Genomic DNA, 25,295 nt, shown 5'->3' with positions numbered 1-25,295 from the left:
CGGTGGTCACGGCGTTCATCACGCTCCTGTCGTTCGCCGGGCCGGGCTTGCGCCGCACCCTACGGGCTTCACGTGTGCGTGTTCGTCAGCTTCGGCCACAGCGTGGGCCACGGCTCGGTGCGGCCGGTGGCCAGCCACATCGGCTGCCCGGCGAAGTAGCTCGGCTTCGCGTCGCCGGTGTCCACCTCGCCGAGCGGCCGGAGGCCGGCGAAGTGCCCGAGCAACGGCCGCGGGTCGGCCCCGACGTACAGGACGTCGGTCGCGTCGCCGGCCGGCACGACCAGGGTCGCGTACCCGCGGTTGCCGCTGGCCGGTTCCGGCAGCCCGAGGTCACGGCCGTAGCGGTCGAGCGCGCTCGCCTCCCAGTACGACTCGGTCACCACCGCGGTGTGCGCCTTGCCGGGCAGCGCGGCGAACGTCGTCGCGACCGACCGGGCGCCTTCGGGCCAGCCGATCTCCGCGAACGCGAACACCGGCGCCGGCAGCGCCGGGTGCTCGGTCAGCCAGGCCCGCGGCCAGACCGGCAGCGCGCCGGGCACGGCGAGCAGCGCCGCCACGACGTAACACGGCCACGTCGCCAGCCACCGCCACCGGCGTGACGGCTCCCGGCGTTCGAGCGCGACCGCGGCCATCGCCCAGCACACCGGGAACATCCCGGCGACGTAGTAGTTCCGGCCGTTCACGGCCAGGAACACCACGGTCAGCGCGACCGCCGTCCAGCCGAGGAACCGGAGTTCGCGGCTGCGCAGGAGCCGCCACAGGCCGTAGCAGAGCAGCACCGCGCCGACCGGGAGGCCGGCGACGAGCAGCACCTCCGGCAGGAACAGCACGCGCCCGCCCCAGGTGTCCGCGACCTCCTGGGAGATCGCCGCGCCCATGCCGAGCTGCGGCCAGCCGCGCGCCGCCTGCCAGAGCAGCGTCGGCACCAGCGCCACCACGGCGATCGCGGCGCCGGCCCACAACGCGGGCCGCCGCAGCAGGTCCCGCGGGCCGCACACCAGGATCGCCACGCCGGCGGCGAGCCAGAACCCGCCGATGAGGAACTTCGTGTACAGCGCGAGCGCCGTCACGACCCCGGCCCACACGAGCAGGCCGTCGGCGCGGGTGCGCAGCCAGCGGACCAGCAGCCACAGCAGCAGCGTCCAGAGGAACGGGTCCACTGTGGACGTCGCGAGGTAGTGCCCGCTCGCCAGGAACTGCGTCGACACCGCGAAAGTACCGGCGGCAAGCGTTTGCGCCTTCGCCGCGCCGCCGAGTTCGCGGGCGATCAGCGCGGTCAGCACGACGCCGGCCAGCATCGCCAGCATCGCCGGGATCCGCAGCACGAACGGCGTGTGGCCGAGCGCGTCCATCGTCCGGGCGAGCAGCGGCAGCAGCGGCGGCTGGTCGACGTAGCCCCAGGCCAGGTGCCGGCCCGCGGCGAGGAAGTAGAGCTCGTCGCCGAAGTAGCCGTAGCGGTTCGCGGTCAGCGCAAGCGGGACGGCCAGCATCGCGGTGACGACGGCCAGCGGGACACGCGCGATCGGGGCGACGGGCCGGCTCCGGGCCGGTGCGGGCGCGGTCGTCACACCCATCGGAACACCCGCGTCGCGATCGCCGTGCAGACGACGGCGAAGGCCGCCATCGCCCCGAGCTGCAGCAGCTCCGGCGCGTCGCCGGCCCAGGTGGCGCGCAGCGCGTTGAGCGTCGCGCCGAGCGGCAGGACGTCGGCGACGTGCTGCGGGAACGGCGGCAGCTGCTCCTTCGGCACCCACACCCCGCCGAGCGCCAGCATCGGGAAGAACAAGGCCGAGCCGATGCCGCTGGCCGCGCGGCCGGTGGGCGCGAGCGCCGCCACCAGCAGCCCGACCGAGAACAGCGCCGGCGCGCCGAGCACGAGCGAGAGCAGGAACCCGGCCGGGTTGCCCGGCAGCGCGATGCCGAGCGCGAGCGTGCCCACCCCCACGATGAGCACGACCACCACGACCACCGCGGCCAGGTTCACCAGCAGCTGCGCGGCGAGCAGCCGGCTCGGCGGCACCGGGCTGGCGGAAAGCCGTTTCAGCAGGCCCTTTTCCCGGTAGGTGCCCAGCGCGTTCGGGAACTGCGTCAACGCCAGCATGGCGATCAGGATCGTCACGGCCATCGGCGCGATCACCGTGGCCAGCGCGCTGTGCCCGCCGTACTTCGGGTCCGGGGCGTTCGCGCCGGGCATCAGCCCGAACACCAGCAGCAGCGCGAGCGGGATGCCGACGACGACGGCCGGAGCGCCCGGGTCGCGCAGGAACACCTTCGCCTCGGCGGTGGTCAGCTTGGTCAGGACACTCATGGTTTCCCCCTCATTCCGGCTTGTGGCCGGTCAGCGCGACGAAGGCGTCGTCGAGACCGGCCTGCTCGACGCGCAGGTCCCCGGCGATCACGCCGAGCCGGGCGAGCAGCGACGTCACGGCGTGCAGCACATTGCCCCGGCCGGTGACCACGACCTGGCCGCCGTGCCGTTCGACGCGGCGGACCTCGGGCAGGGCCTCGAACGCGGCCGCGTCGACGGGGCCCGACGGCCGGAACCGGACGACCTGCTCGTCGTCCACCCCGGCGACCAGCCCGGCCGGCGTGTCGAGCGCGACGACGCGTCCGGCGTCGATCACCGCGATCCGGTCGCAGAGCCGCTCGGCCTCGGCCATGAAGTGCGTGACCAGCAGGATCGTCACGCCCTGGTCGCGCACGGTCTCGATCAGGTCCCACGTGTCGCGGCGGGCCTGCGGGTCGAGGCCGGTGGTCAGCTCGTCGAGCACCGCGACCTCCGGGCTGCCGATCAGCGCGAGCGCGATGGACAGCCGTTGCTGCTGGCCGCCGGAAAGCTTCTTGTACGCGGTGGTCCGCTGCTCGGTCAGGCCGAGCGTGGCGAGCAGCCGGCCCTGGTCCGCGGGTTCGCGGTAGAAGCCGGCGTAGAGGTCGAGCAGCTCGCCGACCCGCAGCTTGTCCTGCAAGCGGCTCTCCTGGAGCTGGACGCCGACGCGCTGGCGCAGCTCGGCGCGGTCGCGGTGCGGGTCGAGCCCGAGCACCGACAGCGTGCCGCTGTCGGGCACCCGCAGCCCTTCCAGGCACTCGACGGTCGTGGTCTTGCCCGCGCCGTTCGGGCCCAGGATGCCGAAGATCTCGCCGCGCTCGACGTCGAACGAGACGTCGTCGACCGCGACCTTCTCGCCGTACCGCTTGTGGAGGTGCTCGACCTGGATGACCGGCATGCCGCCGTCCCCTCTCGATCCGTTGTGCGAACGGATCGAGCGTCCCGCGGCGGCGGGGGCCGGCGAATCGTCGGGACGGCCGGGATCGGGTCCTCCACCGGAGGACCCGGCATCCACCGGATGGTGGACCCGGTGGCCCTTAGGGGTGCCGCCGCCAGGTCAGCGTGACGTCCTTCGTGGCGAGCCAGGCGGCCAGGTCGTAGCCGTGCGAGGCCAGCCCCTCGATCGCCGCGTAGGTGGTCTCCAGCGCGGCCTCGGCCTCGTCGGCCGTGACGAGGCCCGCGGTGCGGGCTTCCAGCAGCTCGTCGGTGTCGATGGTGCGCAGGGAGAGCTTGTCCTTCAGCACGATGTCGACGTAGAGGTCGGTGGCGATCCAGCGGGGGCCGTCGCGGTTCACGCGGACGACGTCCAGGTAGAAGTCCTGGTCGCGTTCGTGGCCGGGGGAGAACCAGAAGTCGGTGACGCGCAGGCCGAGCTCCGGCAGCAGCCACGACTCGAGGTAGTGGAACTGGGCACGGCCCGGCGCCGGGCGGGCGAGGTACAGGCCGAACGGTTCCTCGCGGAACTCCTCGACCTCCCGGCTGATGCCCTTCGGGTCGATGTTCGTGCGCGCGGCCGGGTCGAAGATTTCGACCTTGGGCGGGTGCAGTCCCGTCATGGCCCCATCCTGCCCGCAACCGAGCGGAACCCGGTCACGAATCGCGAACGGCGGCGGTGCGAGCCACACGTTCGGGCTAAGGTGCGCCGACGACCGGGGGAACCGAGGGGACTGGGGATGTTCGGGATCATCAGGCCGTGCCGGCACCGGCTGTCCGGTTCGTTGCACGCCGACTGGGTCGCGCACCTGTGCGGGCTCTGCCTCACGCTGCGCGACGAGCACGGCCAGCTCGCGCGCGTCGTCACCAACTACGACGGGCTGCTCATCTCGGTCCTCGTCGAGGCCCAGACGCCGCGCGCGGACGGGCGGCGCGACGCGGGTCCGTGCCCGCTGCGCGGCATGCGCTCGGCGTCGGTGGCCCGCGGCGAAGGCGCCCAGCTGGCCGCGGCGGTGTCGCTGGTGCTGGCCGCGGCGAAGGTCGGCGACCACGTCGAGGACCGCGACGGCGCGTTCGGCAGGCGCCCGGTGGCGGCGGCCGCCCGCCGCGTCGCGTCTCGCTGGGCGAAGCAGGGCAGCCGCACGGGCGGCCGCGTCGGGTTCGACACGACGGTGCTGACCGAGGCCGTCGACCGCCAGGGCGAGCTGGAGCGGGCGATGCGCCCGGGCGACTCGGCGCTGCTGGCGACCGAGCCCGCGGAACTGGCCACGTCGGCGGCGTTCGCCCGCACGGCGGAGCTGGCCGGACGGCCGGGCAACGTGGCGCCCCTGGCCGAGGCGGGCCGCCTGTTCGGCCGCGCGGCACACCTGCTGGACGCGGTCGAGGACCAGGCGGCGGACGCGGCGGCAGGCGCGTGGAACCCGTTGCCGGCCACGGGAACGGACCTCGTGGAGGCCCGCCGGCTGTGCGACGACGCGGTGCTGGGGGTGGAGCTGGCGCTGCGGGAGGCGGAGTTCGCCCAACCGGCGCTGGTGCACGCACTGCTGGTGCACGAGCTGAGGCAAGCGGTCCGCCGCGCCTTCGGCCACGGCTCGGCGCACGACCACGACCGCGGCTTCCGGCAGCCCGCGGACGGTGGAGATTCGTCCGGTCCCGGTGGGCGGGGCCTACTGCTCACCGACGGCCACGACCTCCGGCCGGGCGGTGCCGCCGGGCAGCAACCGCCGCCGGGGTGGATCGGGCCGGGGCCGCGTCCTCAGCAGCATCCGCACCAGCCGCCGGGGCAGCCGCCGCCGCCTGGAGGCCCGCAGTGGGGCGGCGGTCCGAGCGGTCCCGGCCGGCCGGGAAACCCGGGTGGCCCGGGTTGGTCCGGAAACCCCGGCGGCCCAGGTGGTCCTGCCGGACCCGGCGGTCCCTGGGGTCCGGGCGGACCCGGAGGCCCAGGCGGTCCGGGAGGTCCCGGCGGACCCAACGGCCCGGGCGGACCCGGTGGTCCGGGAGGCCCCGGCGGCCCGGGTGGACCTGGCGGCCCCGGCGGGCCGGATGGGCCCGACGGCCCGGAACCCGAGCCCCTCGACGGCAAGGGCGGTGGCCTCTGGGTCCCGAAGTTCGTCGTGCCCCCGAAGAAGCGCAACTTCTTCTTCGGCTGCGCCGTAGCCTCCTACATGTGCTGTACCTGCCAGTTCTGCTGCCGGGATCCCTATCCCGGGCCGTGGAGCGGGAAACCGTCGGCGACCGGCGGCTGCGACTGCGATTGTGACTGCTGCGACTGCTGTTCCTGTTGTGACTGCAACTGCTGAGGGGAACCGTGATGACCGAGCCGATGGACCAGCTGCACGACCGCGGCCGCGCCACCTTCGCGGGGCTGGTCGAAGGCGGCGAAGCCCGGCTCGACGCCCTCTTCGCCACCGTCCCGGCGCTTGGTGAGCTGGCCGTCGGCACGGTCTACGGTCACCTCCACGAGCGCCCGGCCCTCGACGCCCGCACGCGCGAAGCCGCCACCCTCGCCGCGATCGTCGCGGCGGGGATGGTCGGGCCGCCGCTGAGCGTGCACCTCCGCACCGGCCTGGCGTCCGGGCTGTCGCCGGCCGAGGTGGGCGAGATCGTGGTCCAGACGGCCGCGTTCGCCGGCTTCCCCCGCGCGGTTTCCGCGGCCGACCAGCTGAACCGGCTCTTCGAAGGCCACGGCCTGCCGATCCCGCCACCGGCGTCGGCCCGCGAGGTCGTCCTGGGGTACCTGGAAGCGCCGGGCGCCGAGGTCGCCGAGGTGCTCGCGGAGTTCCCGCGCACCGAGGTCCAGGCGACCGGGCCCGACCGGGTGCTGGTCTCGTGCTTCGGCCCCGGGCCCGCGCCGGGCGCTGTCGTGCACTGCGTGGTGGCCGGCGGTGAAGTGGCCTTCGCGACGGTGTTCCGACCCCGCTGACCAGGGCCGACGGAAATTGTCGGTGCCGAGGCTTACTCTGGTCGACGTGGCTTTCGCAACCGAACACCCCGTGCTGGCGCAGTCCGACTTCCGGCCCGTCTCGGAGATCCCCCGGGAAGGCGGCCGGTTCGAGGTCGTCAGCGACTACCAGCCCGCCGGTGACCAGCCGGCGGCCATCGACGAACTCGAACGGCGCGTCAACGCCGGCGAGAAGGACGTCGTGCTCCTGGGCGCCACCGGTACCGGCAAGTCGGCGACGACAGCTTGGCTGATCGAGCGCGTGCAACGGCCGGCACTGGTGATGGCGCCGAACAAGACCCTCGCCGCGCAGCTGGCGAACGAGCTGCGCGAGCTGTTCCCGCACAACGCGGTCGAGTACTTCGTCAGCTACTACGACTACTACCAGCCCGAGGCGTACATCGCGCAGACGGACACCTACATCGAGAAGGACTCGTCGATCAACGACGACGTCGAGCGGCTGCGGCACTCGGCGACGATGAACCTGCTGTCCCGGCGTGACGTCATCGTGGTCGCGAGTGTGTCCTGCATCTACGGCCTGGGCACGCCGCAGTCCTACCTCGACCGGTCCTCGAAGCTGAAGATCGGCGAGCGGCTCGACCGGGACGTCTTCCTGCGCGCGCTGGTCGACGTGCAGTACACGCGCAACGACATCGCGTTCGCGCGCGGCACGTTCCGCGCGCGCGGCGACACGGTCGAGATCATCCCGGCGTACGAGGAGCTCGCGATCCGCGTCGAGTTCTTCGGCGACGAGATCGAGAAGCTGTACTACCTGCACCCGCTGACCGGCGACATCGTCAAGGAGGTCGACGAGGTCCGGATCTTCCCGGCGACGCACTACGTCGCGGGCCCGGAACGCATGGAGAAGGCGATCAAGAGCATCGAGCAGGAGCTCGAGGATCGCCTGGCGGAGCTGGAGAAGCAGGGCAAGCTGCTGGAAGCGCAGCGGCTGCGGATGCGCACGTCCTACGACATCGAGATGATGCGGCAGGTCGGTTTCTGCTCCGGCATCGAGAACTACTCGCGGCACATCGACGGCCGCGGCGCGGGCACCGCGCCGGCGACGCTGATCGACTACTTCCCGGAAGACTTCCTGCTGGTCATCGATGAGTCGCACCAGACCGTCCCGCAGATCGGCGGGATGTACGAGGGCGACATGTCCCGCAAGCGCAACCTGGTCGAATACGGCTTCCGGCTGCCGAGCGCCGTCGACAACCGGCCGCTGACCTGGGAGGAGTTCTCCGACCGGATCGGGCAGACGGTGTACCTGTCGGCGACGCCGGGGCCGTTCGAGATGGGCCAGGCGGGCGGCGAGTTCGTCGAGCAGGTGATCCGGCCGACCGGCCTGGTCGACCCGAAGGTGGTCGTGAAGCCCACCGAGGGCCAGATCGACGACCTGGTGCACGAGATCCGGGAGCGCGCGGAGAAGGACGAGCGCGTCCTGGTCACCACGCTGACGAAGAAGATGTCCGAGGACCTCACGGACTACCTGCTGGAGCTGGGCATCCGGGTGCGGTACCTGCACTCCGAGGTGGACACGCTGCGCCGGGTGGAGCTGCTGCGGCAGCTGCGGGCGGGCGACTTCGACGTGCTGGTCGGCATCAACCTGCTGCGCGAGGGCCTCGACCTGCCGGAGGTGTCGCTGGTGGCGATCCTCGACGCGGACAAGGAAGGCTTCCTGCGCAGCGGGACGTCGCTGATCCAGACGATCGGCCGCGCGGCGCGCAACGTGTCGGGCGAAGTGCACATGTACGCCGACAAGATCACCGACTCCATGCGGCACGCGATCGACGAGACCGACCGCCGCCGTGAGAAGCAGGTCGCCTACAACGTGGAGCGCGGGGTCGACCCGCAGCCGCTGCGGAAGAAGATCGCCGACATCCTCGACCGGGTCTACAGCGAGGCGGAGGACACCGAGCAGGTCTCGGTCGGCGGCTCGGGCCGCAACTCCTCGCGCGGCAAGAAGCCGGAACAGGGCGACCGGGTGCGCAGCTCCGGGATGCTGGTGGACAAGGACGTCTCGGCGATGCCGCGGGCCCAGCTCGCGGACCTGATCCAGCAGATGACCGACCAGATGATGCAGGCGGCCCGTGACCTGCAGTTCGAGCTGGCGGCCCGCCTGCGCGACGAGGTCCAGGACCTGAAGAAGGAGCTGCGCGGAATGGACGCCGCCGGCATCAAGTAGCCGGACACGACACCAGCGGGTGGCGGTTGTCGCCCGGGCCGAACAGTGCTCGCCCGATCGAGCATTACACCCCGGTTGGTACGCTTCCACCATGGCGATGAACATCAAGGACCCGGAGGCCGAGCGCTTGGCCGCCGAGGTCGCCGCACTGACGGGTGACACCAAGACCGGTGCCGTCCGCGAAGCCCTGCGCCTGCGCCGTGACCAGCTCATGGCGCGGGACAACACCGAACTGCGGCTGAAGCGGATGCGGCGAGTACTGGAAGAGGAGATCTGGCCGTTGATCCCGCCTGAGGAGCTCGGGAAGCCGATCCCGAAGGACGAGTGGGAAGAGATTCTCGGGTTCGGGCCGGGTGGCGTGTGATCATCGACAGCTCGGCCATTGTGGCGATCCTGCGCCGGGAACCGGACCACGAACGACTCGAGGAGCGCCTCGCGGAGGCGGACTCGGCCAGGATCGGCGCGCCGACTCTCGTCGAGGTCGGCATCGTGCTCACCACGAGGCTCGGCGCGCGGGGCCAGCTGGTGCTCGCCAGGTTCCTCCAGGACAACCACATCGCGACCGCACCTTTCACCGATGAACACGCGGAGGTGGCGATCGAAGCGTTCAAGCAGTACGGGAAGGGACACCACCCGGCCAAGCTGAACATGGGCGACTGCTACAGCTATGCCACCGCCAAGGTCGCCCGGGAACCGTTGCTGTGCATCGGCGACGACTTCCCGCAGACCGATCTCGAGCTGGTGAAGCTCGGGTCGTGAACATCGAAGCCGTGGTCGCGTACTGCCTGGGGTTGCCGGGCGCCGAGGAGACCTATCCGTTCGGTGACCACGTGCTCGTCGCGAAGGTCGGCGGCAAGGGGTTCGCCTTCATCGGCCAGGAAGAGCCCGGCAGTGTCGCCGTCAAGTGCGGGGCCACCCGGGAAGAAGCGGCCGAACTGCGTGAGCGCCACCCCGAGGCCGTGACCGTGATGGACTACCTCGGCCGGTACGGCTGGAACCGCGTCCGGCTCGGTGCCGGGGTGTCCGACGCCGAGCTGGAAGAACTCCTCGACGCCTCCTACGAGGCCATCGTGAAGAAACTGCCCCGAGCCAAGCGGCCCTGAACTCAGTCCGGCACCGGCGCGTTCTCGTCCGCCTGCAGCATCCCGAAGATGTTGCCCTCGGTGTCCTTGCAGTACGCCAGCCACCCGACACCCGGGACGGGCTGCTTCGCGAGCGCCAGCGTCCCGCCCGCTCGCGCCACTTCGCCGAGGGTGTCGTCGACGTCGGCGACGTCGATCGTGTTGACGAAACCGTGTACCGGCCCCGAATCCGCGGGTGCCGGACCCTGCCGCGGCACCAGGCCGCCGTCGATGCCCTCGCCGTCGCCGGTGGAGATCATCCAGTACGGGACCTCGCCCCAGCGTTCGAACTTCCAGCCGAACACCGCGGTGTAGAACGCCACCGCGCGCTCGGGATCGGCCGCGTGGATCTCGAAGTGGATCGGACGAGGCATGCTCGCCTCCTCAGGCCGGGTCGGCAGGTGACGGGAGACTACGCCTGCCGGCCCGGTTTCGGGAGGTCAGAGCCGTGGGTGCCCCGACAGGGTGAGATCGGCGTCGAACTCCGGGAAGCCGGCCGGCGCGCTCCGGGCGCTCTGCGCGGACGCGGCCGGGGGCAGCCCGGCCCAGCGCCGGACCGTCGCGGTCGCCGCGGCGGCGTCGGCGGCGGGCAGCTGGGCGATCCTCGAGCCGTGGTTGCCGCCCGGGACGTAGTAGCGGTACGAGTCCCGGCTGCCGAAGCCGAGCTCGAACGGCTCGGCGCCCCACGGGTCGTTCGAGCCGTAGACGAACAGCAGCCGCGTGCCGCGCGACTTCACCCAGAAGTCGACGTCCGGCATGGCCAGGTAGTCGAACCGGGGCAGGCGGACCGAGCTCGGCACGAACGTCTTCGGCTGGTCGGCGCCCGGGTAGCGCAGCAGGTCGCGCAGGTAGCTGTCGTACGCCTCGGGCGCGCCGAGCTGGACCGCGGCCTGGTAGTAGTACGGGATGTAGGGCGAGAGGTCCTGGTCGGAGTAGGTGTTGAGGCTCTCCACCCGCTCGTACCAGGCGTAGACGTCGGCCGCGGGCGCGCCGGGCTTCGGCACCGTCGCGCAGTCCGCCTGCGTCTGGTACTGCCAGAACGCGAAGTACGAGTCGATCACCGAGATCTCGAGGGACTTGTCGGCCGAGCCGACGATCGAGAACGTCAGCCCCCGCTTCGCCGCGTCCACCGCGGCGATCGCGCCGAGCTCGTCACGCCGCTTCAGCGCGTCGCGCTGGATGGCCTTGAGCGCGTCGCGGCAGCCGGGATCGTTGCCGACGCGCGAGAGGAACTTGTTGTAGACGTCGATCGGGTCGATGACGTCGTTGGGCGCGACGTAGGGGACCGTGCCGTCGACGTCGTCGGGGAAGAAGCGCCGGAAGTACGTCGCGGTCATGCCGCCCTTGCTGCCGCCGGTGGCCAGCCACTTGCCCGGGTAGATCGCCTTGAACGCCTGGACGGCGCTGTGCTCGTCGGCGGCGGCCTGCCAGATCGTCAGCTGCTGCGCCCAGTTCTCCGGCTGCGGCCGTGACGGCGTGAAGTAGCGGTACTCCATCGAAAGCTGGTTGCCGTTGACGATCTGCGTCGGCTCCGACCGGTTCGGCGCGGTGCTGACGTTGTAGCCGCTGGTGAAGGTGACCGTCGGGGCGGCGAAGTCGCGGTGCAGCAAGGTGAACCGCTGCTGGAACGTGCCCGCGCCGGGGTGGCGGTGGTCGGCGGGCTGGGTGAAGGTCAGCTCGAAGAACCGGAACCCCGCCGGCGCCGGGTCCTCCTTGACGATCGTCAGGCCGGGGATCCCCCGCAGGGCCGCTTCGATGTCGGTCGCCGCGCCGGCCGACGGCGCGAGGCCCGTCAGCGCGGCCAGTGCCAGCACGGCCGCCGAACAGGCGGTGAACAGTCTGCGCATGAAGCACCTTCCCCGGCTTCGGACCACTGCGTGGGACCCTCACAGAACCGGCCGGGGTGGGCAATCGGCTGACTGGGCGCACCCTTCGCCGGAAACCGACTTTCGGCGGGTACCGCGGCTCCCGGGTGGCGTCCTCGCCGCTGCGCAGTCGCGCGCATTGTGCAAGTTGTCCGGGTGATCGGCGCCACGTTACCGTCCGGATCCAGAAGGCACCGGCATCGAGCGAGGGGTCCGCCATGAAGGTTTCCGACTGCCCGACCACCCAGGTCGAGGTCCGCATCGAGGCGTCGCCGGCCGAGGTCTGGCACTGGCTGCTGGACGTCGACCTGCCGGCCCGCTTCTCCACCGAGTTCCAGGGCGGCGGCTGGCTCGAAGGCAGCGCGCCCGGCCTCGGCGCCCAGTTCCGCGGCCGCAACTCCCACCCCGTCGCGGGGGAGTGGGAGACGGTCTCGACCATCACCGGCTTCGAGCCCGGCCGGCTCTTCGCGTGGGCCGTGATGGACGTGGCCGACCCGGCCGCGTCGTGGAAGTTCCAGCTGGTCCCGGACGGCGAGGGCACCATCCTGCGCCAGTGGGCCCAGATCGGCCCGGGCCCGTCCAACCTGACGACCATCATCGGCTCGATGCCGGAGCACGAAGAAGAGATCGTCGCGATGCGCCTGGGCGAGCTGCACGACAACATGCAGCGGACGGTCGAAGGCATCAAGTCCCTCGCCGAGTCCGGCGTCCGCGCGGTCTAAGCGCGGCTGTCCAGCACCTTGTCCACATAGGACTTGACGGCGCCGAGCGCCTCGGGCGCCCGCCACATCCGCTCGATCCGCGGGTCGTCGGCGTGGCGGTACTCCGCGATCCGCTCGTGGTAGGGCTGCCGGATCTGGGCCTTGGTGTGCGCGAACGGCTCGGCGGGCAGGTCGCCGAGCCGGGCCGCGATGGCGACGGCCCGCTCGAGGACCTCCTCCGGCGGCGCGAGTTCGTCGGCCAGACCGCGGGTGAGCGCGTCCTCGCCGCCGACGGTCGCGCCCGAGTAGGTCAGCGACGGCAGTGGTGTCGTGCCGTACGCGCAGCGGAGGATCTCCAGCGCGGCGAGCGGGAACGGCAGCCCGACCAGAGGTTCGGTGACGCCGATCCGGCCGGGCCCGGTGGTGAGCACGCGGTGGTCGCACGCCGCGGCGAGGACCGCGCCGCCGGCGATCGCGTGGCCGTTGAGCGCCGCGACGACCGGACGCGGGAAGCCGAACACCGCCAGCAGCGCGTCCGACAGCAGCGGCAGGAACTCGGACACGTACGCGGCGCCGCCGTCGCTGATCCGCCGGAGGTCGGCGCCTGCGGAGAAGATGCCGCCGGTGCCGGTCAGCACCACCGCGCGGGCGGCGCCGGCTTCCTCCAGCCGCAGCACGAGGTCCGGCACGAATCGGTGTCGAGGGTGTTGCCCTTGCCGTGGTCGATCCGGAGCACGGCGACGTCGGACTGGCTCTCCAGGGTGATCGGCACGGCCCGACCGTACCGCGCCGGGACGACCCCGGCCGAGCGGAAACCGCCCGGCCGGGCCGCCTCAGCTGGTGATGTCCTTCGTGGCGAACCGGCGGCCCGCGTAGAGGAAGAACACCGCGCCGTAGATCGTCGCCGACAGCAGGCCGCTGGCCAGGTTCGTCCAGTCGACGTCGGTGGAGATCAGGTCCATCCAGGAGAACCCGTAGTGCGTCGGCAGGTAGTTGCGCAGACCTTCCAGCGCCGTGATCTGGTCGAGGATCTGCGACAGGATCGCCACCAGCACCGCGCCGCCGACCGCGCCGAGCGGGGCGTCGGTCGTCACGCTCAGCGCGAGCGCGAGCCCGGCCACCCAGGCCAGCTGCAGGATGATGTACACAGTGGACAGTGCGATGGCGAGCAGGCTGTCGCCGAAGGACACCGCGTCGCCGGTCGGGCTGATCGCGTCGCCCGCGCCGTACCAGATGACGCCGACCCCGAGCGAGACGAGCGGCAGCAGGATCAGCGCCGCCGCCGACAGCAGCCCGGACACGATCGCCTTCTGGCGCAGCACCCGGTGCCGCGGCACCGGGATCGCCAGCAGGTACTTCAGGCTCGACCAGGACGCCTCGCTCGCGATCGTGTCGCCGAAGAACAGCGCGACGATCATCGGCAGCAGGAACGTGCCCGACACGAACAGCGCCAGCACCACGAAGTTCGGCGCGCTGGCCGTGGCCAGGTCGACGAACCCGCCGCTGCGCCGGTTCGGGTTCGACTGCCCCGCCTCGAACGCGATCACCAGGATGAACGGCAGGATCGCGACGAAGCCGAGCAGCAATTGCGTCCGCCGCCGCTTGAGCTGACGCCGGAGTTCGACGCCGAGCCCGAGCGTCCGCCGCGCGGAGTAGCCCGCGACGGCGCCGTCCGGCCCGACCCCGGCGTGTTCGCTCGAGGCGAGGTCGCTCAGCTCGTCCAGCGCGTGCGGGTCCGTGTGGACCCCTGAGTTCGAGCTGTTCACGACTGGTCTCCCACCAGTTGCAGGAACGCGTCTTCCAGCCGGCGCCGCGGCCCGGCCTGCTCCACGGCGACCCCGGCGCGGACCAGGGCCGCGACCGCTTCGGCCCGCGGCAGCCCGTCGAGATCGGCGTGCACGAGATCGCCTTCGACGTCGACCGTGCTGACCCCGGCGATCGCCTTCAGCGCCGCGGCGGCCGCGGCCGGGTCGTCGACCCGGAACGTCGCCTCGCCGCCGGCCGCGGCCAGCTCGCCGACCTCACCCGAGGCGACCAGCGCGCCGCGGTGCATGACCACGACGTGCGTGCAGGTCTGCTCGACCTCGGCCAGCAGGTGGCTGGACACCACCACGGTGCGCCCGGTCGCGGCGTAGCGCTGCAGCACCTCGCGCATCTGGTGGATCTGGGGCGGGTCGAGCCCGTTGGTCGGCTCGTCGAGCACCATCAGCTCCGGCAGGCCGAGCATCGCCTGGGCGATCGCCAGCCGCTGCCGCATGCCCTGGCTGTAGGTCCGCACCCGGCGGTCGACGGCGGTGCCGAGCCCGGCGATCTCCAGTGCCTCGCCGAAGTGCGCCTTCTCCGCCGGCCGCCCGGTGCTCGCCCAGTACAGCCGGAGGTTCTCGCGGCCGGACAGGTGCGGCAGGAAGCCGGACCCCTCGACGAACGAGCCGATGCGCGAGAGCACCGGCGCGCCGGCGGTGATCTTGTGGCCGAACACGCGGATGCTGCCTTCGGTCGGCGTGATCAGGCCCATCAGCATCCGCAGCGTGGTGGTCTTGCCCGCGCCGTTCGGCCCGAGCAGGCCCAGCACCTGGCCCGGTTCGACGCGGAACGACAGGTCGTTCACGGCGACGAACCCGCCCGCGTACGTCTTGCGCAGGCCCTCGATGACCAGCGGCGTGGTGGCCAGTTCCGGGTCGACGTCGGTCGCCCGGCGCCGGCGCAGGGCCGCGAACAGCACCGCGGCGAGGGCGATCGCCAGGGTGACGGCGATGCCGACGATCTGCCCGACCGGGGCCGGGGTGCCGACCGACGTCCCGGGCACGACCGGCAGGGCCAGCGCGGTGCCGCCGCCGGCGAGCGCGACGCGGAACACCGCGGGCGCGGCCGGCGCGGCGAACGCCTGGTCGGTGGTGCCGACGACCAGCCGCAGCGAGTGCCCGCCCTCGATCGGCCGGACGATGCCCGGCAGCGTCACGGTGACCTCGACCGGGTTGCCGTTGGCGGGCAGCCCGCTCACCCGGAACGGGGCGATCGCGTTGGCCGGCAGCACCCGCGAGCCGTCCTGGCCGACGTCGTAGAGCTTCGCGAACAGCACGGCTTCCGGCTGCGGTTGCGCCGGGTCCGCGGCGACCTGCAGCCGGACGGTGGCGGCGCCGCTGACGACGACCTGCCCGTCGACCGGCGCGGTGGTGAACTGCGCGGCCTGGCCGGGCGGGTCGTTGCTGAACAGCGCGCCGAGCCGCGACGTGCTGCTCGCGAGGCCGTTGAGCCCGGGGATCCCGCTCACCGCCGCGGGGTTCGCCCCGGCCGGGCGCACGACCGGCTGGACCGGGCCGGACATCGGCAGCAGCCGCCGCTCGGTGGCCGGGCCGGTCAGGCCGGGGTAGGCGGCGGCGTTGACCGTGCGCACCGACGGCGTTCCGTTGGCGCGCAACGTGCCCTGGACGTCGTAGCTGAACCCGGTGCCGGGGTCGCCGCCGGTGACGGCGGTCCAGAGGAAGTCGCCGATCTTCCCGCGCAGCTGCGGCCCGGGCTTGCCGCCGTCGTGGCCGCCGGTGTACCAGACGGTCTTGACCTTGCCGCCCGCCGCGGTGATCTGCCGGGCGGTCGCGTCGGCCTGGTCGAGGCCGAACAGGGTGTCGCTTTCGCCCTGCACCAGCATCGTCGGCACGGTGATCTTGCTCGTCACGGACACCGGGGAGACGCGGCGCAGCAGGTCGAGGCTCGCCTGGCTCGACGCGCCGGTGGTGCCCAGCTCGGTGTAGGCCTTGCAGACGGCGGCGGTGAACCGGCCGCACGGGTCGGCCGACCCGGCGCGGGGCCCGCCCCCGCCCGAAGGCGCGGCCGGGACGGCGGCCGCGGCGCCGGCCGCGCCGGTAGACCCGGTGTCGGTCGCCTGCCCGGCTTCGGGCGCGTCGGCCGACGGCGCGCCGCTCGAGGCGGGGCCGGAGCCGGCGGAGAAGAAGATGCCGGCCCAGCTCTTCTTGAACACGCCGTCGGTCGCGAACGCCCCGGCGGCCGGGGTGCCCGCCGCCGGTGCCTTCGGGGCGGCCGCGTTCGGGACGAGGGCCTGCCCGAGGTCGTTGTAGGTGATCACCGGCGCGATCGCGTCGACGCGCTTGTCCGTGCCGGCCAGCAGCAGCGACAGCGCACCGCCGTAGGACGCGCCGGTGACGGCGATCTTCGGGTCGCCGCTGCTGTCCGTGGTCACCTGGTGCTGCGCGACGAGCCGGTCGATCAGCCGGCTCGCGTCGGCGACTTCGCCGTCCGGGTCGTTCAGCCCGATCTTGCCGGTGCTCTTGCCGAACCCGCGCGCGGACCACGTCATCACGACGAAGCCCTTCCGGGCGAGTTCGCGGGCGTCGTCGGCGACGCTGGTCTTGTCGCCGCCGAAGCCGTGCGCGAGCAGCACCGCGGGCGCGGGCACGGAGGCGGGCAGGTAGGTGGTCGTGTCGATCTTGACCTGGTCGGCCGAACCCGGCGCGGCGGGCATGTCGATCAGCGCGTCCTGGGTGGGCACCGCGGACGGGGCCGTGTCGCGCGTCGCCCAGAGGACGGTCGCGGCGGCCAGGACCACCACGACGGCGCCGAGCGCGGTGAGGCGGCCGCGGCGGGAGCGCGGGAGCGGGAGTCGGGGCACGGGGTGACCGTATGTGAAGTTTCCTGAGAGTGCCCTCCGCAACTCACGTCGATCACACGCTGATCACACGCTCGGGACCACCTGGTGGACCGAAGTGACCGGAATTACAGGACCAACCTGGTGACGTGCGCGATTCCGGCTGGCGCTCGGGCGGGGAGAACCGGCAAACTGGACGCGCTGTGAGGGGAGTATTCCTTCGCGGCGGTGTCGTCAGCACGGTGGCCTTGCGCCCCCGGCACCGTCGGCCGGTGTTCGCACCGGCGGAAGAGACCTCCGGTTAGTTGCTCATGCGCGCTATCCGGAGGTTCTGGTTCCATGACTGTCCCCCTGTGGCTGTGGATCGCCACGATCGGTGGCCTGCTCGCGCTCATCGCGCTCGACCTGGTCATCGTCGATCACAAGCCGCACGCGGTCACCACGGGTGAGGCCGCGCGCTGGGTGGTCTTCTACGTGTCCTGCGCGGTGCTCTTCGGCGCCGGCGTGTGGTTCTTCGCCGGGCACGACCCGGGTGTCGAGTTCTTCACCGGGTACATCACCGAGTACTCGCTGAGCGTCGACAACCTGTTCATCTTCATGATCATCATGGCGTCGTTCAAGGTGCCCGCCATCCACCAGCACCGCGTGCTGCTGGTCGGGATCCTGCTGGCGCTGGCGATGCGCAGTGTGTTCATCGCCGTCGGCGCGGCGTTGATCGAGCAGTTCGTCTGGGTGTTCTTCCTCTTCGGCGCCATCCTGGTCTGGACCGCGATCAGCATGCTGCGCGGCAAGGGCGAGGACGAGGAGTACCACGAGAACGCCGTGACCCGGCAGGTCCGCAAGATCGCCCCGGTCACCGACGACTACCACGACCACAAGTACACCGTGAAGATCAACGGCAAGCGGATGATCACGCCGATGCTGCTGGTGATCGTGGCCATCGGCTCCGCGGACCTGCTGTTCGCCGTCGACTCGATCCCGGCGATCTTCGGCATCACGCAGGAGGCGTTCCTCGTCTTCACCGCCAACGCGTTCGCGCTGATGGGCCTGCGGCAGCTGTACTTCCTGCTCGGCGGCCTGGTGACGAAGCTCGTTTACCTGACCTACGGCCTCGCCGTGATCCTCGCGTTCATCGGCGCGAAGCTGTTCCTGCACGCGCTGCACGAGTACCACGTGGTGCCGGACTGGCTGGACATCAACAACTGGATCTCCCTCGGCGTGATCATCGTCGTCCTCACCGTCACGACGGTGACGAGCCTCGCGAAGGCGCGGCGCGACGAGCGCAAACAGGTGACCGCGTGACGACCGACGAAAGTCGTTCGCACCGCTAAGGGATTCGGGTACCGTCGGACGGGTGCGCCCTGCCGACATCGAAAACCTCGTCGTTCCCGGCCGTCCCGCCCTGCGCGGAGACCTGCTGCTGACCGCCGTCCAGAACCCGGACCTGAAGACGAACGCCGCGCACAGTGCGCTGCGGCGCGTGTCGTTCGACGGCGGCGAGTCCGCGTGGACGCACGGTCCGCGTGACTCGGCGCCGTCGATCTCCCCGGACGGGCGCTGGGTGGCGTTCCTGCGCGCCGGCGAGGGCGAGGGGGCCGACGGGCGCCCGCAGCTGCACCTGATGCCGGCCGACGGCGGTGACGCGCGGCGCCTCACGTCGCTGCACCTCGGCGTCGGCGAGCCGGTGTGGGCCCCGGACTCGCGGCGCGTCGCCTTCGTCGCGCGGGTGCCCGAGGCCGGTCGCTACGGAACCGAAGACGCCGACGGCGAGACGCCGGAACCGGCGGCCGAGGCCCCGCGCCGGATCACGCGCATGGACTACCGGATCGACGACATCGGCTTCCTCCGCGACCGCGTGCAGCGCCTGTTCGCCGTCGACGCCGTGGCGGCCTTCGAAGCGGGCGACGAGCCGGCCCTGGAACCGCTGACCTCCGGCGAGTTCGAACCGGCCCAGCCGGTGTGGACGCCGGACGGCAGCCGGATCGTCTTCACCGCGGCGCCGGACTGGGACGCGGCCGAGAGCGACGTGCGCGACATCTGCGCGATCTCCGCCGAGGGCGGCGAACCCGAGGTCCTCGTGCGCGGCGAGGGGTACTCGGAGCGTCCGGTGTTCGGCCCCGGTGGCACGTTGTTCTACTTCGGACAGTCCTTCGAGGACCACCGCGAAGCCGCGGCGACGGGGCTTTACGCCGCGACGCCGGCGTTCGGCGCCGGACCGGTGGAGGCCCGCCGGCTCACCGACATCGAGACGGTCGACTGCGAGGCGTCCGCCGGGCCGCCGGCGCCGCGCGAGGGCGACGTGCTCGTGGCCGTCCGCAACCGCGGCGCGGTGGAGCTGCGCGCGGTCCCGCTCGACGCCGTCGACGCGCCGCTGGCGGACCTGACCGTGGTCTACGCGGACCGCTCCGCGGTCCGGTCGTTCACTGTGGACGGTCCGGTGATCGCGGCGGTCGTCGCCACCCTGGAGACCTCGGGTGACCTCGTGGTACTCGGCGCGGTCGCCCCGCGGGTGCTGACCGACTACTCGAAGCCGTTGCGGGACAAGGGACTCCGTCCGGTCCTCGAGCTGGAGACCACCGCGCCGGACGGCTACCCGGTGCACGGCTGGCTGGTGCTGCCCGAAGGCGAGGGCCCGCACCCGGTGCTGCGCGTGGTGCACGGCGGCCCGTTCGCCCAGCAGGACTGGGCGGTGTTCGACGAGGCGCAGGTGTTCGCGTCCGCCGGCTACGCAGTGGTGCTCGGCAACCCGCGTGGTTCGGCTGGCTACGGCCAGCAGCACGGCCACGCGATCACCCACGCCTTCGGCACGGTCGACGCCGACGACGTCCTGGCCCTGCTCGACAAGGCGCTGGAGCGCCCGGACCTGGACGCCTCGCGCGTCGGCATCATGGGCGGCTCGTACGGCGGGTTCATGACGAGCTGGCTGGCTTCCCACCACGGCGAGCGGTTCCGCGCGGCGTGGAGCGAGCGCGCGGTCAACGCGTGGGACTCGATGGCCGGCAGCTCCGACATCGGCTACACGTTCGTCGACTCCTACATCGGCGCCGACCCCGAGGTGCAGCGCGACCGCAGCCCGCTCAGCTACGCGGACAAGATCCGCATCCCGTTCGCGGTGGTGCACTCCGAGGAGGACTGGCGCTGCCCGCTGGAGCAGGCGCAGCGGATGTTCGTCGCGCTGCGGCGCGCCGGCGCGGACGCGGAGTTCCTGCTGTTCCCCGGCGAAGGCCACGAGCTGTCCCGCTCCGGCCGGCCGCGTCACCGCGTCCAGCGGTTCGACGCGATCCTCGAGTGGTGGGCGCGGCACCTGTAATCGCACCGGTCTTGTCCCGGCCCCGGCCGCCTGCGAATCTTCGTACCCATGACGCTGCCCGAGGTGGACTTCGAGCTGGAGACCTGGCGCATGGTGCTGTTCCGCAAGGGACCCCGCGCCGACGAGATCTCCGAGGAGATGGCTCGTGAGCTGCGGGCCCGCCACCTCGCGGCCGCCCGGCAGCAGCAGGCGGCCGGGTCGCTGCGGCTCGCGGGCGCGATCCCGGAGCCGTCGGCCGCGCTGCCGGTGACCGGGGTGGCGTTCTTCCGGACGTCGGAGGCGGAGACGCGCGCGATCCTCGACGCCGACCCGGCCGAGCAGGCCGGGCTGATCGCGTCGGAGATCGTCGGGTTCGTCTGCCCGCGGGGCACGCTCGGCTGAGCGGGCCCGGCGCTCAGTTCAGCAGCGTGTAGTTCAGCTCTTCGCAGACGCGGCCGAGCGGGACGTCCAGGCCCGGGTGGTCGAGCGGCAGCAGGACGTCCGGCGCGATCGGCAGGGCCGCGCCGGCCGGCGGGTCCCACAGGCAGATCGCCGGGTCGCCGGAGTCCATCGAGGAGCGGTACCAGAGGCCGTCGAGGTCGCTGAAGGCGGCGCGGATCGCCCGGGCCCAGGCCTGCGTCAGCTTCTTCGGCCCGCTCGAGATCTCCTGCGACGCGCCGACGCGGGTCGGCCACAGGCCGGTCAGGTCGAGCAGGCGCAGCGTGCGGGTCGGGCGGACCACGACCAGCCGGGGGCCGCGGGTGCGGCGATCGACCGTCGAGCTGGTCTGGTAGACCTCGGCGATCGACGTGCGCACGGTGAGGCCGAAGTAGAGCACCCCGTTGGCGGGGTCGGTGACCGGCGCGCCGCCGCGGCCGGGCGACTGCTGGTCGAACCGGCCGTGCGGGAGCGGGCCGGTGTAGCGGAACGAGTTCCACTGCTGAGGGTGGTTGCCGTGCGCCGTGAAGATCCGCACCAGCCTGGTCGCGGGCTGGACCGTCACCACGTCACTGGCGCGATTCAGCTGCCGGACCAGGACGGATCGGGCGGGCGGCAGCGGTAGCCGGGCCATGGGTCGGGGGTGGTCCGTCCTTGTCGGTGATCTTGCTCGGGGAGGTCCAGCCTAGAACGGCGAGCCGAGCGTGGCGATGAGGCGCGCGACGTGCTCCGGGTCACCACCCGAGAGGAGCCACTGGCGCGGGGTCGCCGGGTGGTCGTTGATCACCAGATCGGGTTGGGGAGTGCTCATGAACGCGGCGACGACGAGCGCGGGCTGGTCCTCGGGCAGGGCCTTGAGCACGACCTCGAGACCGGGCAGCACCCCCGAGCCGGCGAACTGCCACGCCGGGAGCCGCCAGCCGCTGTCCTTCCAGCCGGTCAGCCGGCCTTCCTTGAGGCGGTGCCGGATGCGGCTGTCGTCGACCCCGAGGGTCTTCGCCGCTTCGTTGACACTCAGGGCGCCTTCGGCGAGCACGGCGTGGGCGGCGACGGTGCGCGCCCGGAAGTCCGGTTCCTCTTCCCGCCGCGGCGAGAGATCCAGGCCGACATCGGTGAGCGCGGCGCGCTGATCGGCCGAGAAGTAGTGCGAGGGATCGGGATTCGGTGGGGAAAGCCTGCGCGCGGCGTCTTCGACGAGCGTGAGGAACTCGTTCGCGTCGACCTTCAGACCCGCCTTGGCGAGGATGTTCTCCAGCGCTACAGACATGCCGCTCAGGTTAACCCGAAACAGCGCGACTGTGCGGGTTCGTGCGGGTTCGTGCCCTATCTGTGGGCGAATTCACCAGAGATCGACACTTTACGCACATCATCCAACACGTTGAGTAGGCAACTTCCGCAAAGTTTGCCCGTATCGGGCGAGGTTGTCCAGTCGCCCATGCGCTTGACACTCCGCCTCCGCCGACTTAGGTTCCGTGTGAGTAAACGATTTCCGCTCCGTGCTCACAGGATCCGGCGAGTTGGCGCCGGTCATGGGGGACACAGGGGGTGGGGCGTGCCTGGGGGGCCTGGCACGAGCCGGCCCCCCAGGCACGTCTGTCCCCGGTCCAGCTTCGCTGCGAGTTCATGCCGAACGCCCGCGCCTCGAGCCTCCGGCTACGCGACTCGACGCTCCGGGCACGCGAGCCGACTGTCTGGGTACGCGAGCCGACAGTCTGGTACGCGACCCGACGCTCCAGGTGCGCAGGTCGACAGTCCAGGCACGCGACCCAACCGTCTGGATACGCAGCCGAGCTGACCGCCAGGTGCGCGGGCCGACTGGCTGTGTGCGTGAGCCGACCCGTTGGGTGCGCGCGCCGACGCTGCCGGGAGCTGGTCTCAGGTGTGCGAGGGGGTCGGGCGGGTCAGCGGCGGGAGCTCTTTCGCTCGATCAAACGTGCTTCCAGCGTGGTCGTCGTCGTGTCGCGGGTGCTGTCCGCGATCCGGGCCAGCAGCAGCTGTGCCGCTACCCGGCCTACCTCGTACGCCGGTTGGGCGACCACCGTCAGGGGTGGGTCGATCAGGGTTGTCCACGGGGCGTCGTCGAACGAGACGATGCCGATGTCGCGGCCCGAACGCAGGCCGCGGGCCGACAGGGCCTCAAGGACCCCGATCGCCATCGTGCTGTTCGCGATCAGGAGCGCGTCCGGCGGGGATGGCTCGTCCAGCAGCTCCAGCGCCGCCAAGCGGGCGCCTTCCGCGCGGTACTCCGCCCGCCGGAACACGGCGTTCTCCTCGCCGACGACGTCGGCGTAGCCCGCTAGGCGGTCGTCGGCCGTGCGGACGCCCGCGGGGCCGGTCAAGCAGCCGACGCGGTCGTAGCCGCCCGCCAGCAGGTGCCGGGTCGCCTCCGCCGCCGCGTGGCGCGTGTCGACCAAGACCTGGTCGCCCGCCGCTTCCGGCAGCGGCCGGTCGACCGCCACCAGCGGCGTGCCCTGGCGGTGCAGGCCCTCGACGTTCGTCGACCGGCCGGTGGGGGACAGCACCACCCCGGCGACCCGCTCCTGCAGCGCGACCTCGATGTAGCGCCGCTCCTTGTCCTCGTTCTCGTCGGAGTTGCAGAGCACCACCGAGTACCCGGACCGCTGCGCGAGGTCCTCGACACCGCGCGCGATCGCCGTGAAGAACGGGTTCTCGACGTCGGAGATGATCAGCGCGAGCACCGCTGTCTCCTGACGGCGCAGGTTCCGGGCCAGCCCGTTCGGGTGATAGCCCAGCTCGGTGGCGGCTTCCTGCACCCGCGCGGCCAGCGTCGGGTCCACTGTGGACTTGCCGTTGAGCGCGCGCGACACGGTCGCCGTGGAGACGCCGGCCCTCGCCGCGACGTCACTGATGGTGGCCACACGCCCTCCCGATCGAAGCCCTGGTCACACTTCGAGGGGGAGGATAGCGCTCCCGGTGGTCGTTCACCGTCCGCTCACCGATCCGGGCCGGGGCACCCTCGCCGTTAGGCCGAACGGACCTCGTCCACTGTGGACCGCCCGGCGAAGTAGGCGCGCGGGGTCAGGCCGGTCAGGGCCCGGACGTCCCGGCTGAGGTGGGCCTGGTCGGCGTACCCCGCGGCGGCGGCCAGCGCGGCCAGCCCCGGCGCCCGCATCGCCAGCGAGACCGCGCGCTGGAACCGGCTCACCCGCAGGTAGGTGGCCGGCCCGTAGCCGATCGCCTGGACGAAGCGCCGCCGCAGCCGGCGTTCGGCGACGCCGACCTGACCGGCGGCTTCCGTGACCCGGGTGGCTCCGGCGTCCAGCCGGGCGACCAGTGCCGCCACCGCGGGGTCGGGCGGTGGGGCGTCCGGCAATCGGGTGGCGATCGCGGCCGCCGGGGAGAGTTCGCCGGAAAGCAGCCGCTCGGTGAGCAGCTCACCCTCGTGACCCCACAGCTCGCGCAGGGGGACGCGGTGGTCGCGCAGCTCGTCGGCGGCCACGCCGAGCACCGCCGCCGCGCGGCCCGGGGTGAACCGCACGCCGTGCATGACCTCGCCGGGCGCGGTCACCGACGACCAGGCCCGGGTGTCCGGGCCCGCGACGAACACGCCGCTCGCGCCGACGACCAGGTCCAGGCAGCCGTCGGGCACGATCCGCTTCGGCGCCGAGGCGGCCGACCGCCACACGCAGCGGGCGACGCCCCGCAGCGGCGGGGGTGGCGCGACCTCTTCGTACATACTCCGATCATGCACCTGGGGTCCGACAATTTCGCGCCGCCCATCGACTCGCTGGCCTGGATCCACGTCCGCGACCGGCGGCTGTTGTCGGTCCGCACCACCGGGAAGACGAAGTTCTACCTGCCCGGCGGCAAGCGTGAGCCGGGCGAAGGCGACGTCGCGGGGTTGTGCCGCGAGATCCGCGAGGAGCTCGGGATCACGCTCGATCCGCTCAGCTTCCGGTTCTTCGCCGCGCTGGAGGAGCAGGCCGACGGGTTCGCCGACGGCCGCCTGGTGCGGATGACCTGTTACACGGCCGCGCACGAGGGCGAGCCGGCGCCGTCGCGGGAGATCGCGGAGGCGGCCTGGCTGAGCACGGCGGACGCGCCGGTGTGCCCGCCCGCCGGTCAGCGGGTGCTGCGGATGCTCGCTGACGCCGGGTTGGTGGATTGACCACACGGCTCACGGCTCCAGGTCGACGAATGCCGCGGTCGTTTCGTGTCCGCCCGCCGGTCAGCGGATGTTGTGGGTGCTTGCCGGAGCTGGGTTGGTGGATTGACGACATCGCTCACGGCTCGAGGCCGGCGATGCCTGCCCGGGGCCGGGCTCGTGGATTGACCACTCCGCTCACGGCTCCAGGTCCACGACGCCGCGGCCGCTTGGCATGTCTAATGGCACCGATGCCTGGTCGTGGACTATCAGCCAGTCTTCCTCGATCTTGCGGAAGCCGAACGTCGCCCGGACCCACATTCCGTTCGTCGCTGTCCCGTCGCCCAGGGTGCCGCTGAGCCGGCCGAAGCAGTGGCCGAACGCCACGTTGTCACCCACCGTGAGCGTCAGGTCGCGTACTTCGTACGCCACCTCCGAGAACAACGTGAACGCTCTCGCCCAGTTCTTCAGCTTCGCCTCGACGCCGACGTGCTGCAGCGGCGGTTCGACGTCGAACGACACGACGTCCGCCGCGTAGATCCGCCTCAGCGCGTCGAGATCCTTGGCTTGGATCCCCTCGACGATCTTGCCGACCTGCTGCCGGATCGCGTCGTGTGCCGTTGTCGTCATCGTCGTCCCCTTCGATTGTGGACCTTCACTGATAACGACGACGCAGCCCGTGGGAATGTGAGGTTCGCGGCGCACCCGATTGGGTGAAAGTTGGACTTCTTGCCGATCGGGCGTTAACGCGGAGTTAGGTCACGGCGAGATGTAGACGACGTACTCGACGG

Annotated in this window: 24 protein-coding genes and 1 pseudogene; 11 read left to right on the top strand and 14 right to left on the bottom strand. The window is 72.0% G+C overall.

What is annotated here, in order from left to right; all coding sequences use genetic code 11:
* Nucleotides 1-68: 68 nt before the first annotated feature.
* From OG439_RS22115 to OG439_RS22100, 4 genes are all read right to left on the bottom strand, one after another.
* The gene (locus OG439_RS22115; protein ID WP_326951239.1) at nt 69-1,574 is read right to left on the bottom strand and encodes a glycosyltransferase family 39 protein; all 1,506 of its coding nucleotides are present in this window, start codon (nt 1,572-1,574) and stop codon (nt 69-71) included.
* Nucleotides 1,565-2,308: an ABC transporter permease gene (locus tag OG439_RS22110; RefSeq protein ID WP_326951238.1), complete on the bottom strand. Its 744-nt coding sequence runs from the start codon at nt 2,306-2,308 to the stop codon at nt 1,565-1,567. The genes OG439_RS22115 and OG439_RS22110 overlap by 10 nt, the downstream gene beginning before the upstream one ends.
* 10 nt (nt 2,309-2,318) lie before the next feature.
* Nucleotides 2,319-3,224: an ABC transporter ATP-binding protein gene (locus OG439_RS22105; protein ID WP_326951237.1), complete on the bottom strand. Its 906-nt coding sequence runs from the start codon at nt 3,222-3,224 to the stop codon at nt 2,319-2,321.
* Between the two features lie 139 nt (nt 3,225-3,363).
* A complete protein-coding gene (locus OG439_RS22100) occupies nt 3,364-3,882 on the bottom strand; it encodes a DUF402 domain-containing protein (RefSeq protein WP_326951236.1) in 519 nt (172 codons plus the stop codon).
* Between the two features lie 117 nt (nt 3,883-3,999).
* On the opposite strand from OG439_RS22100, the gene OG439_RS22095 reads away from it, so the two are divergent.
* The 6 genes from OG439_RS22095 (at nt 4,000) to OG439_RS22070 (ending at nt 9,488) form a co-directional block, all read left to right on the top strand.
* Nucleotides 4,000-5,559, top strand: coding sequence for a DUF5685 family protein (locus OG439_RS22095; protein ID WP_326951235.1), 1,560 nt, complete (start codon nt 4,000-4,002; stop codon nt 5,557-5,559).
* 11 nt (nt 5,560-5,570) lie between these two features.
* Nucleotides 5,571-6,182 carry a carboxymuconolactone decarboxylase family protein gene (locus tag OG439_RS22090; protein WP_326951234.1) on the top strand — a complete coding sequence of 204 codons (612 nt, stop codon included), beginning with the start codon at nt 5,571-5,573 and terminating at the stop codon, nt 6,180-6,182.
* A 46-nt stretch (nt 6,183-6,228) separates the two neighbouring features.
* Nucleotides 6,229-8,385, top strand: a complete 2,157-nt coding sequence (gene uvrB / locus OG439_RS22085; RefSeq protein WP_326951233.1) for an excinuclease ABC subunit UvrB — start codon at nt 6,229-6,231, stop codon at nt 8,383-8,385.
* Nucleotides 8,386-8,476: 91 nt separating this feature from the next.
* Nucleotides 8,477-8,749, top strand: a complete 273-nt coding sequence (locus tag OG439_RS22080; protein ID WP_326951232.1) for a type II toxin-antitoxin system VapB family antitoxin — start codon at nt 8,477-8,479, stop codon at nt 8,747-8,749.
* Nucleotides 8,746-9,144, top strand: a complete 399-nt coding sequence (locus tag OG439_RS22075; RefSeq protein ID WP_326951231.1) for a type II toxin-antitoxin system VapC family toxin — start codon at nt 8,746-8,748, stop codon at nt 9,142-9,144. The genes OG439_RS22080 and OG439_RS22075 overlap by 4 nt, the downstream gene beginning before the upstream one ends.
* Nucleotides 9,141-9,488, top strand: coding sequence for an MmcQ/YjbR family DNA-binding protein (locus OG439_RS22070; RefSeq protein ID WP_326951230.1), 348 nt, complete (start codon nt 9,141-9,143; stop codon nt 9,486-9,488). The genes OG439_RS22075 and OG439_RS22070 overlap by 4 nt, the downstream gene beginning before the upstream one ends.
* 2 nt (nt 9,489-9,490) lie before the next feature.
* On the opposite strand, the gene OG439_RS22065 is transcribed toward OG439_RS22070, so the two are convergent.
* Nucleotides 9,491-9,880, bottom strand: a complete 390-nt coding sequence (locus tag OG439_RS22065) for a VOC family protein (protein WP_326951229.1) — start codon at nt 9,878-9,880, stop codon at nt 9,491-9,493.
* Between the two features lie 66 nt (nt 9,881-9,946).
* Entirely contained in the window at nt 9,947-11,353 is a 1,407-nt protein-coding gene (locus OG439_RS22060; protein WP_326951228.1) for a S28 family serine protease, read from the bottom strand.
* Nucleotides 11,354-11,589: 236 nt separating this feature from the next.
* Between OG439_RS22060 and OG439_RS22055 the strand changes: the two genes are divergently transcribed.
* The gene (locus tag OG439_RS22055) at nt 11,590-12,093 is read left to right on the top strand and encodes an SRPBCC family protein (protein WP_247054153.1); all 504 of its coding nucleotides are present in this window, start codon (nt 11,590-11,592) and stop codon (nt 12,091-12,093) included.
* Here OG439_RS22055 and OG439_RS22050 read toward each other — a convergent pair.
* The 3 genes and pseudogenes from OG439_RS22050 to OG439_RS22040 all read right to left on the bottom strand — a co-directional run bounded on the left by OG439_RS22050 (nt 12,090) and on the right by OG439_RS22040 (nt 16,696).
* Nucleotides 12,090-12,844 (bottom strand): annotated as a pseudogene (locus OG439_RS22050) (enoyl-CoA hydratase/isomerase family protein). The gene OG439_RS22055 and the pseudogene OG439_RS22050 sit on opposite strands and share 4 nt — an antisense overlap.
* 61 nt (nt 12,845-12,905) lie before the next feature.
* On the bottom strand, nt 12,906-13,838 hold the full coding sequence (locus OG439_RS22045) for an ABC transporter permease (RefSeq protein WP_326951227.1): 933 nt from the start codon (nt 13,836-13,838) through the stop codon (nt 12,906-12,908).
* The gene (locus tag OG439_RS22040) at nt 13,835-16,696 is read right to left on the bottom strand and encodes an alpha/beta fold hydrolase (RefSeq protein WP_326951226.1); all 2,862 of its coding nucleotides are present in this window, start codon (nt 16,694-16,696) and stop codon (nt 13,835-13,837) included. The genes OG439_RS22045 and OG439_RS22040 overlap by 4 nt, the downstream gene beginning before the upstream one ends.
* Nucleotides 16,697-17,011: 315 nt before the next feature.
* On the opposite strand from OG439_RS22040, the gene OG439_RS22035 reads away from it, so the two are divergent.
* Genes OG439_RS22035 through OG439_RS22025 form a run of 3 tightly spaced genes read left to right on the top strand, consistent with a single transcriptional unit; the run spans nt 17,012 to nt 20,363 of the window.
* Entirely contained in the window at nt 17,012-17,974 is a 963-nt protein-coding gene (locus OG439_RS22035; RefSeq protein ID WP_326951225.1) for a TerC family protein, read from the top strand.
* Between the two features lie 52 nt (nt 17,975-18,026).
* The gene (locus OG439_RS22030; RefSeq protein ID WP_326951224.1) at nt 18,027-19,982 is read left to right on the top strand and encodes a S9 family peptidase; all 1,956 of its coding nucleotides are present in this window, start codon (nt 18,027-18,029) and stop codon (nt 19,980-19,982) included.
* Nucleotides 19,983-20,030: 48 nt separating this feature from the next.
* Complete coding sequence (locus OG439_RS22025) at nt 20,031-20,363, top strand: hypothetical protein (protein ID WP_247054140.1); 333 nt, start codon at nt 20,031-20,033, stop codon at nt 20,361-20,363.
* A 13-nt stretch (nt 20,364-20,376) separates the two neighbouring features.
* Here the strand turns inward: OG439_RS22025 and OG439_RS22020 are convergent, their stop codons facing one another.
* From OG439_RS22020 to OG439_RS22005, 4 genes are all read right to left on the bottom strand, one after another.
* On the bottom strand, nt 20,377-21,033 hold the full coding sequence (locus OG439_RS22020; protein WP_326951223.1) for an RES family NAD+ phosphorylase: 657 nt from the start codon (nt 21,031-21,033) through the stop codon (nt 20,377-20,379).
* Between the two features lie 51 nt (nt 21,034-21,084).
* A complete protein-coding gene (locus tag OG439_RS22015) occupies nt 21,085-21,666 on the bottom strand; it encodes a DNA-binding protein (RefSeq protein ID WP_247054136.1) in 582 nt (193 codons plus the stop codon).
* Between the two features lie 634 nt (nt 21,667-22,300).
* Entirely contained in the window at nt 22,301-23,278 is a 978-nt protein-coding gene (locus tag OG439_RS22010; protein WP_326951222.1) for a LacI family DNA-binding transcriptional regulator, read from the bottom strand.
* Between the two features lie 104 nt (nt 23,279-23,382).
* Complete coding sequence (locus OG439_RS22005; protein ID WP_326951221.1) at nt 23,383-24,096, bottom strand: helix-turn-helix domain-containing protein; 714 nt, start codon at nt 24,094-24,096, stop codon at nt 23,383-23,385.
* Nucleotides 24,097-24,105: 9 nt separating this feature from the next.
* Between OG439_RS22005 and OG439_RS22000 the strand changes: the two genes are divergently transcribed.
* Entirely contained in the window at nt 24,106-24,528 is a 423-nt protein-coding gene (locus OG439_RS22000) for an NUDIX hydrolase (RefSeq protein WP_326951220.1), read from the top strand.
* A 174-nt stretch (nt 24,529-24,702) separates the two neighbouring features.
* On the opposite strand, the gene OG439_RS21995 is transcribed toward OG439_RS22000, so the two are convergent.
* Nucleotides 24,703-25,134 (bottom strand): YybH family protein, encoded by a 432-nt coding sequence (locus tag OG439_RS21995; protein ID WP_326951219.1) that lies wholly within the window; start codon nt 25,132-25,134, stop codon nt 24,703-24,705.
* Nucleotides 25,135-25,295 lie beyond the last annotated feature (161 nt).

The organism is Amycolatopsis sp. NBC_01307, from assembly GCF_035975215.1.
Taxonomy (GTDB): Bacteria; Actinomycetota; Actinomycetes; order Mycobacteriales; family Pseudonocardiaceae; genus Amycolatopsis.
The sequence above is the reverse complement of the archived record's forward strand: the minus strand, read 5'-3'. Positions and strand labels throughout refer to the sequence as shown.

What these genes read in the sequence shown, in the direction of transcription:
- OG439_RS22115 (WP_326951239.1), bottom strand. Translation starts at nt 1,574, where the DNA reads ATGGGTGTGACGACCGCGCCCGCACCGGCCCGGAGCCGGCCCGTCGCC.
- OG439_RS22110 (WP_326951238.1), bottom strand. Translation starts at nt 2,308, where the DNA reads ATGAGTGTCCTGACCAAGCTGACCACCGCCGAGGCGAAGGTGTTCCTG.
- OG439_RS22105 (WP_326951237.1), bottom strand. Translation starts at nt 3,224, where the DNA reads ATGCCGGTCATCCAGGTCGAGCACCTCCACAAGCGGTACGGCGAGAAG.
- OG439_RS22100 (WP_326951236.1), bottom strand. Translation starts at nt 3,882, where the DNA reads ATGACGGGACTGCACCCGCCCAAGGTCGAAATCTTCGACCCGGCCGCG.
- OG439_RS22095 (WP_326951235.1), top strand. Translation starts at nt 4,000, where the DNA reads ATGTTCGGGATCATCAGGCCGTGCCGGCACCGGCTGTCCGGTTCGTTG.
- OG439_RS22090 (WP_326951234.1), top strand. Translation starts at nt 5,571, where the DNA reads ATGACCGAGCCGATGGACCAGCTGCACGACCGCGGCCGCGCCACCTTC.
- OG439_RS22080 (WP_326951232.1), top strand. Translation starts at nt 8,477, where the DNA reads ATGGCGATGAACATCAAGGACCCGGAGGCCGAGCGCTTGGCCGCCGAG.
- OG439_RS22065 (WP_326951229.1), bottom strand. Translation starts at nt 9,880, where the DNA reads ATGCCTCGTCCGATCCACTTCGAGATCCACGCGGCCGATCCCGAGCGC.
- OG439_RS22060 (WP_326951228.1), bottom strand. Translation starts at nt 11,353, where the DNA reads ATGCGCAGACTGTTCACCGCCTGTTCGGCGGCCGTGCTGGCACTGGCC.
- OG439_RS22055 (WP_247054153.1), top strand. Translation starts at nt 11,590, where the DNA reads ATGAAGGTTTCCGACTGCCCGACCACCCAGGTCGAGGTCCGCATCGAG.
- OG439_RS22035 (WP_326951225.1), top strand. Translation starts at nt 17,012, where the DNA reads ATGACTGTCCCCCTGTGGCTGTGGATCGCCACGATCGGTGGCCTGCTC.
- OG439_RS22025 (WP_247054140.1), top strand. Translation starts at nt 20,031, where the DNA reads ATGACGCTGCCCGAGGTGGACTTCGAGCTGGAGACCTGGCGCATGGTG.
- OG439_RS22020 (WP_326951223.1), bottom strand. Translation starts at nt 21,033, where the DNA reads ATGGCCCGGCTACCGCTGCCGCCCGCCCGATCCGTCCTGGTCCGGCAG.
- OG439_RS22015 (WP_247054136.1), bottom strand. Translation starts at nt 21,666, where the DNA reads ATGTCTGTAGCGCTGGAGAACATCCTCGCCAAGGCGGGTCTGAAGGTC.
- OG439_RS22005 (WP_326951221.1), bottom strand. Translation starts at nt 24,096, where the DNA reads ATGTACGAAGAGGTCGCGCCACCCCCGCCGCTGCGGGGCGTCGCCCGC.
- OG439_RS22000 (WP_326951220.1), top strand. Translation starts at nt 24,106, where the DNA reads ATGCACCTGGGGTCCGACAATTTCGCGCCGCCCATCGACTCGCTGGCC.
- OG439_RS21995 (WP_326951219.1), bottom strand. Translation starts at nt 25,134, where the DNA reads ATGACGACAACGGCACACGACGCGATCCGGCAGCAGGTCGGCAAGATC.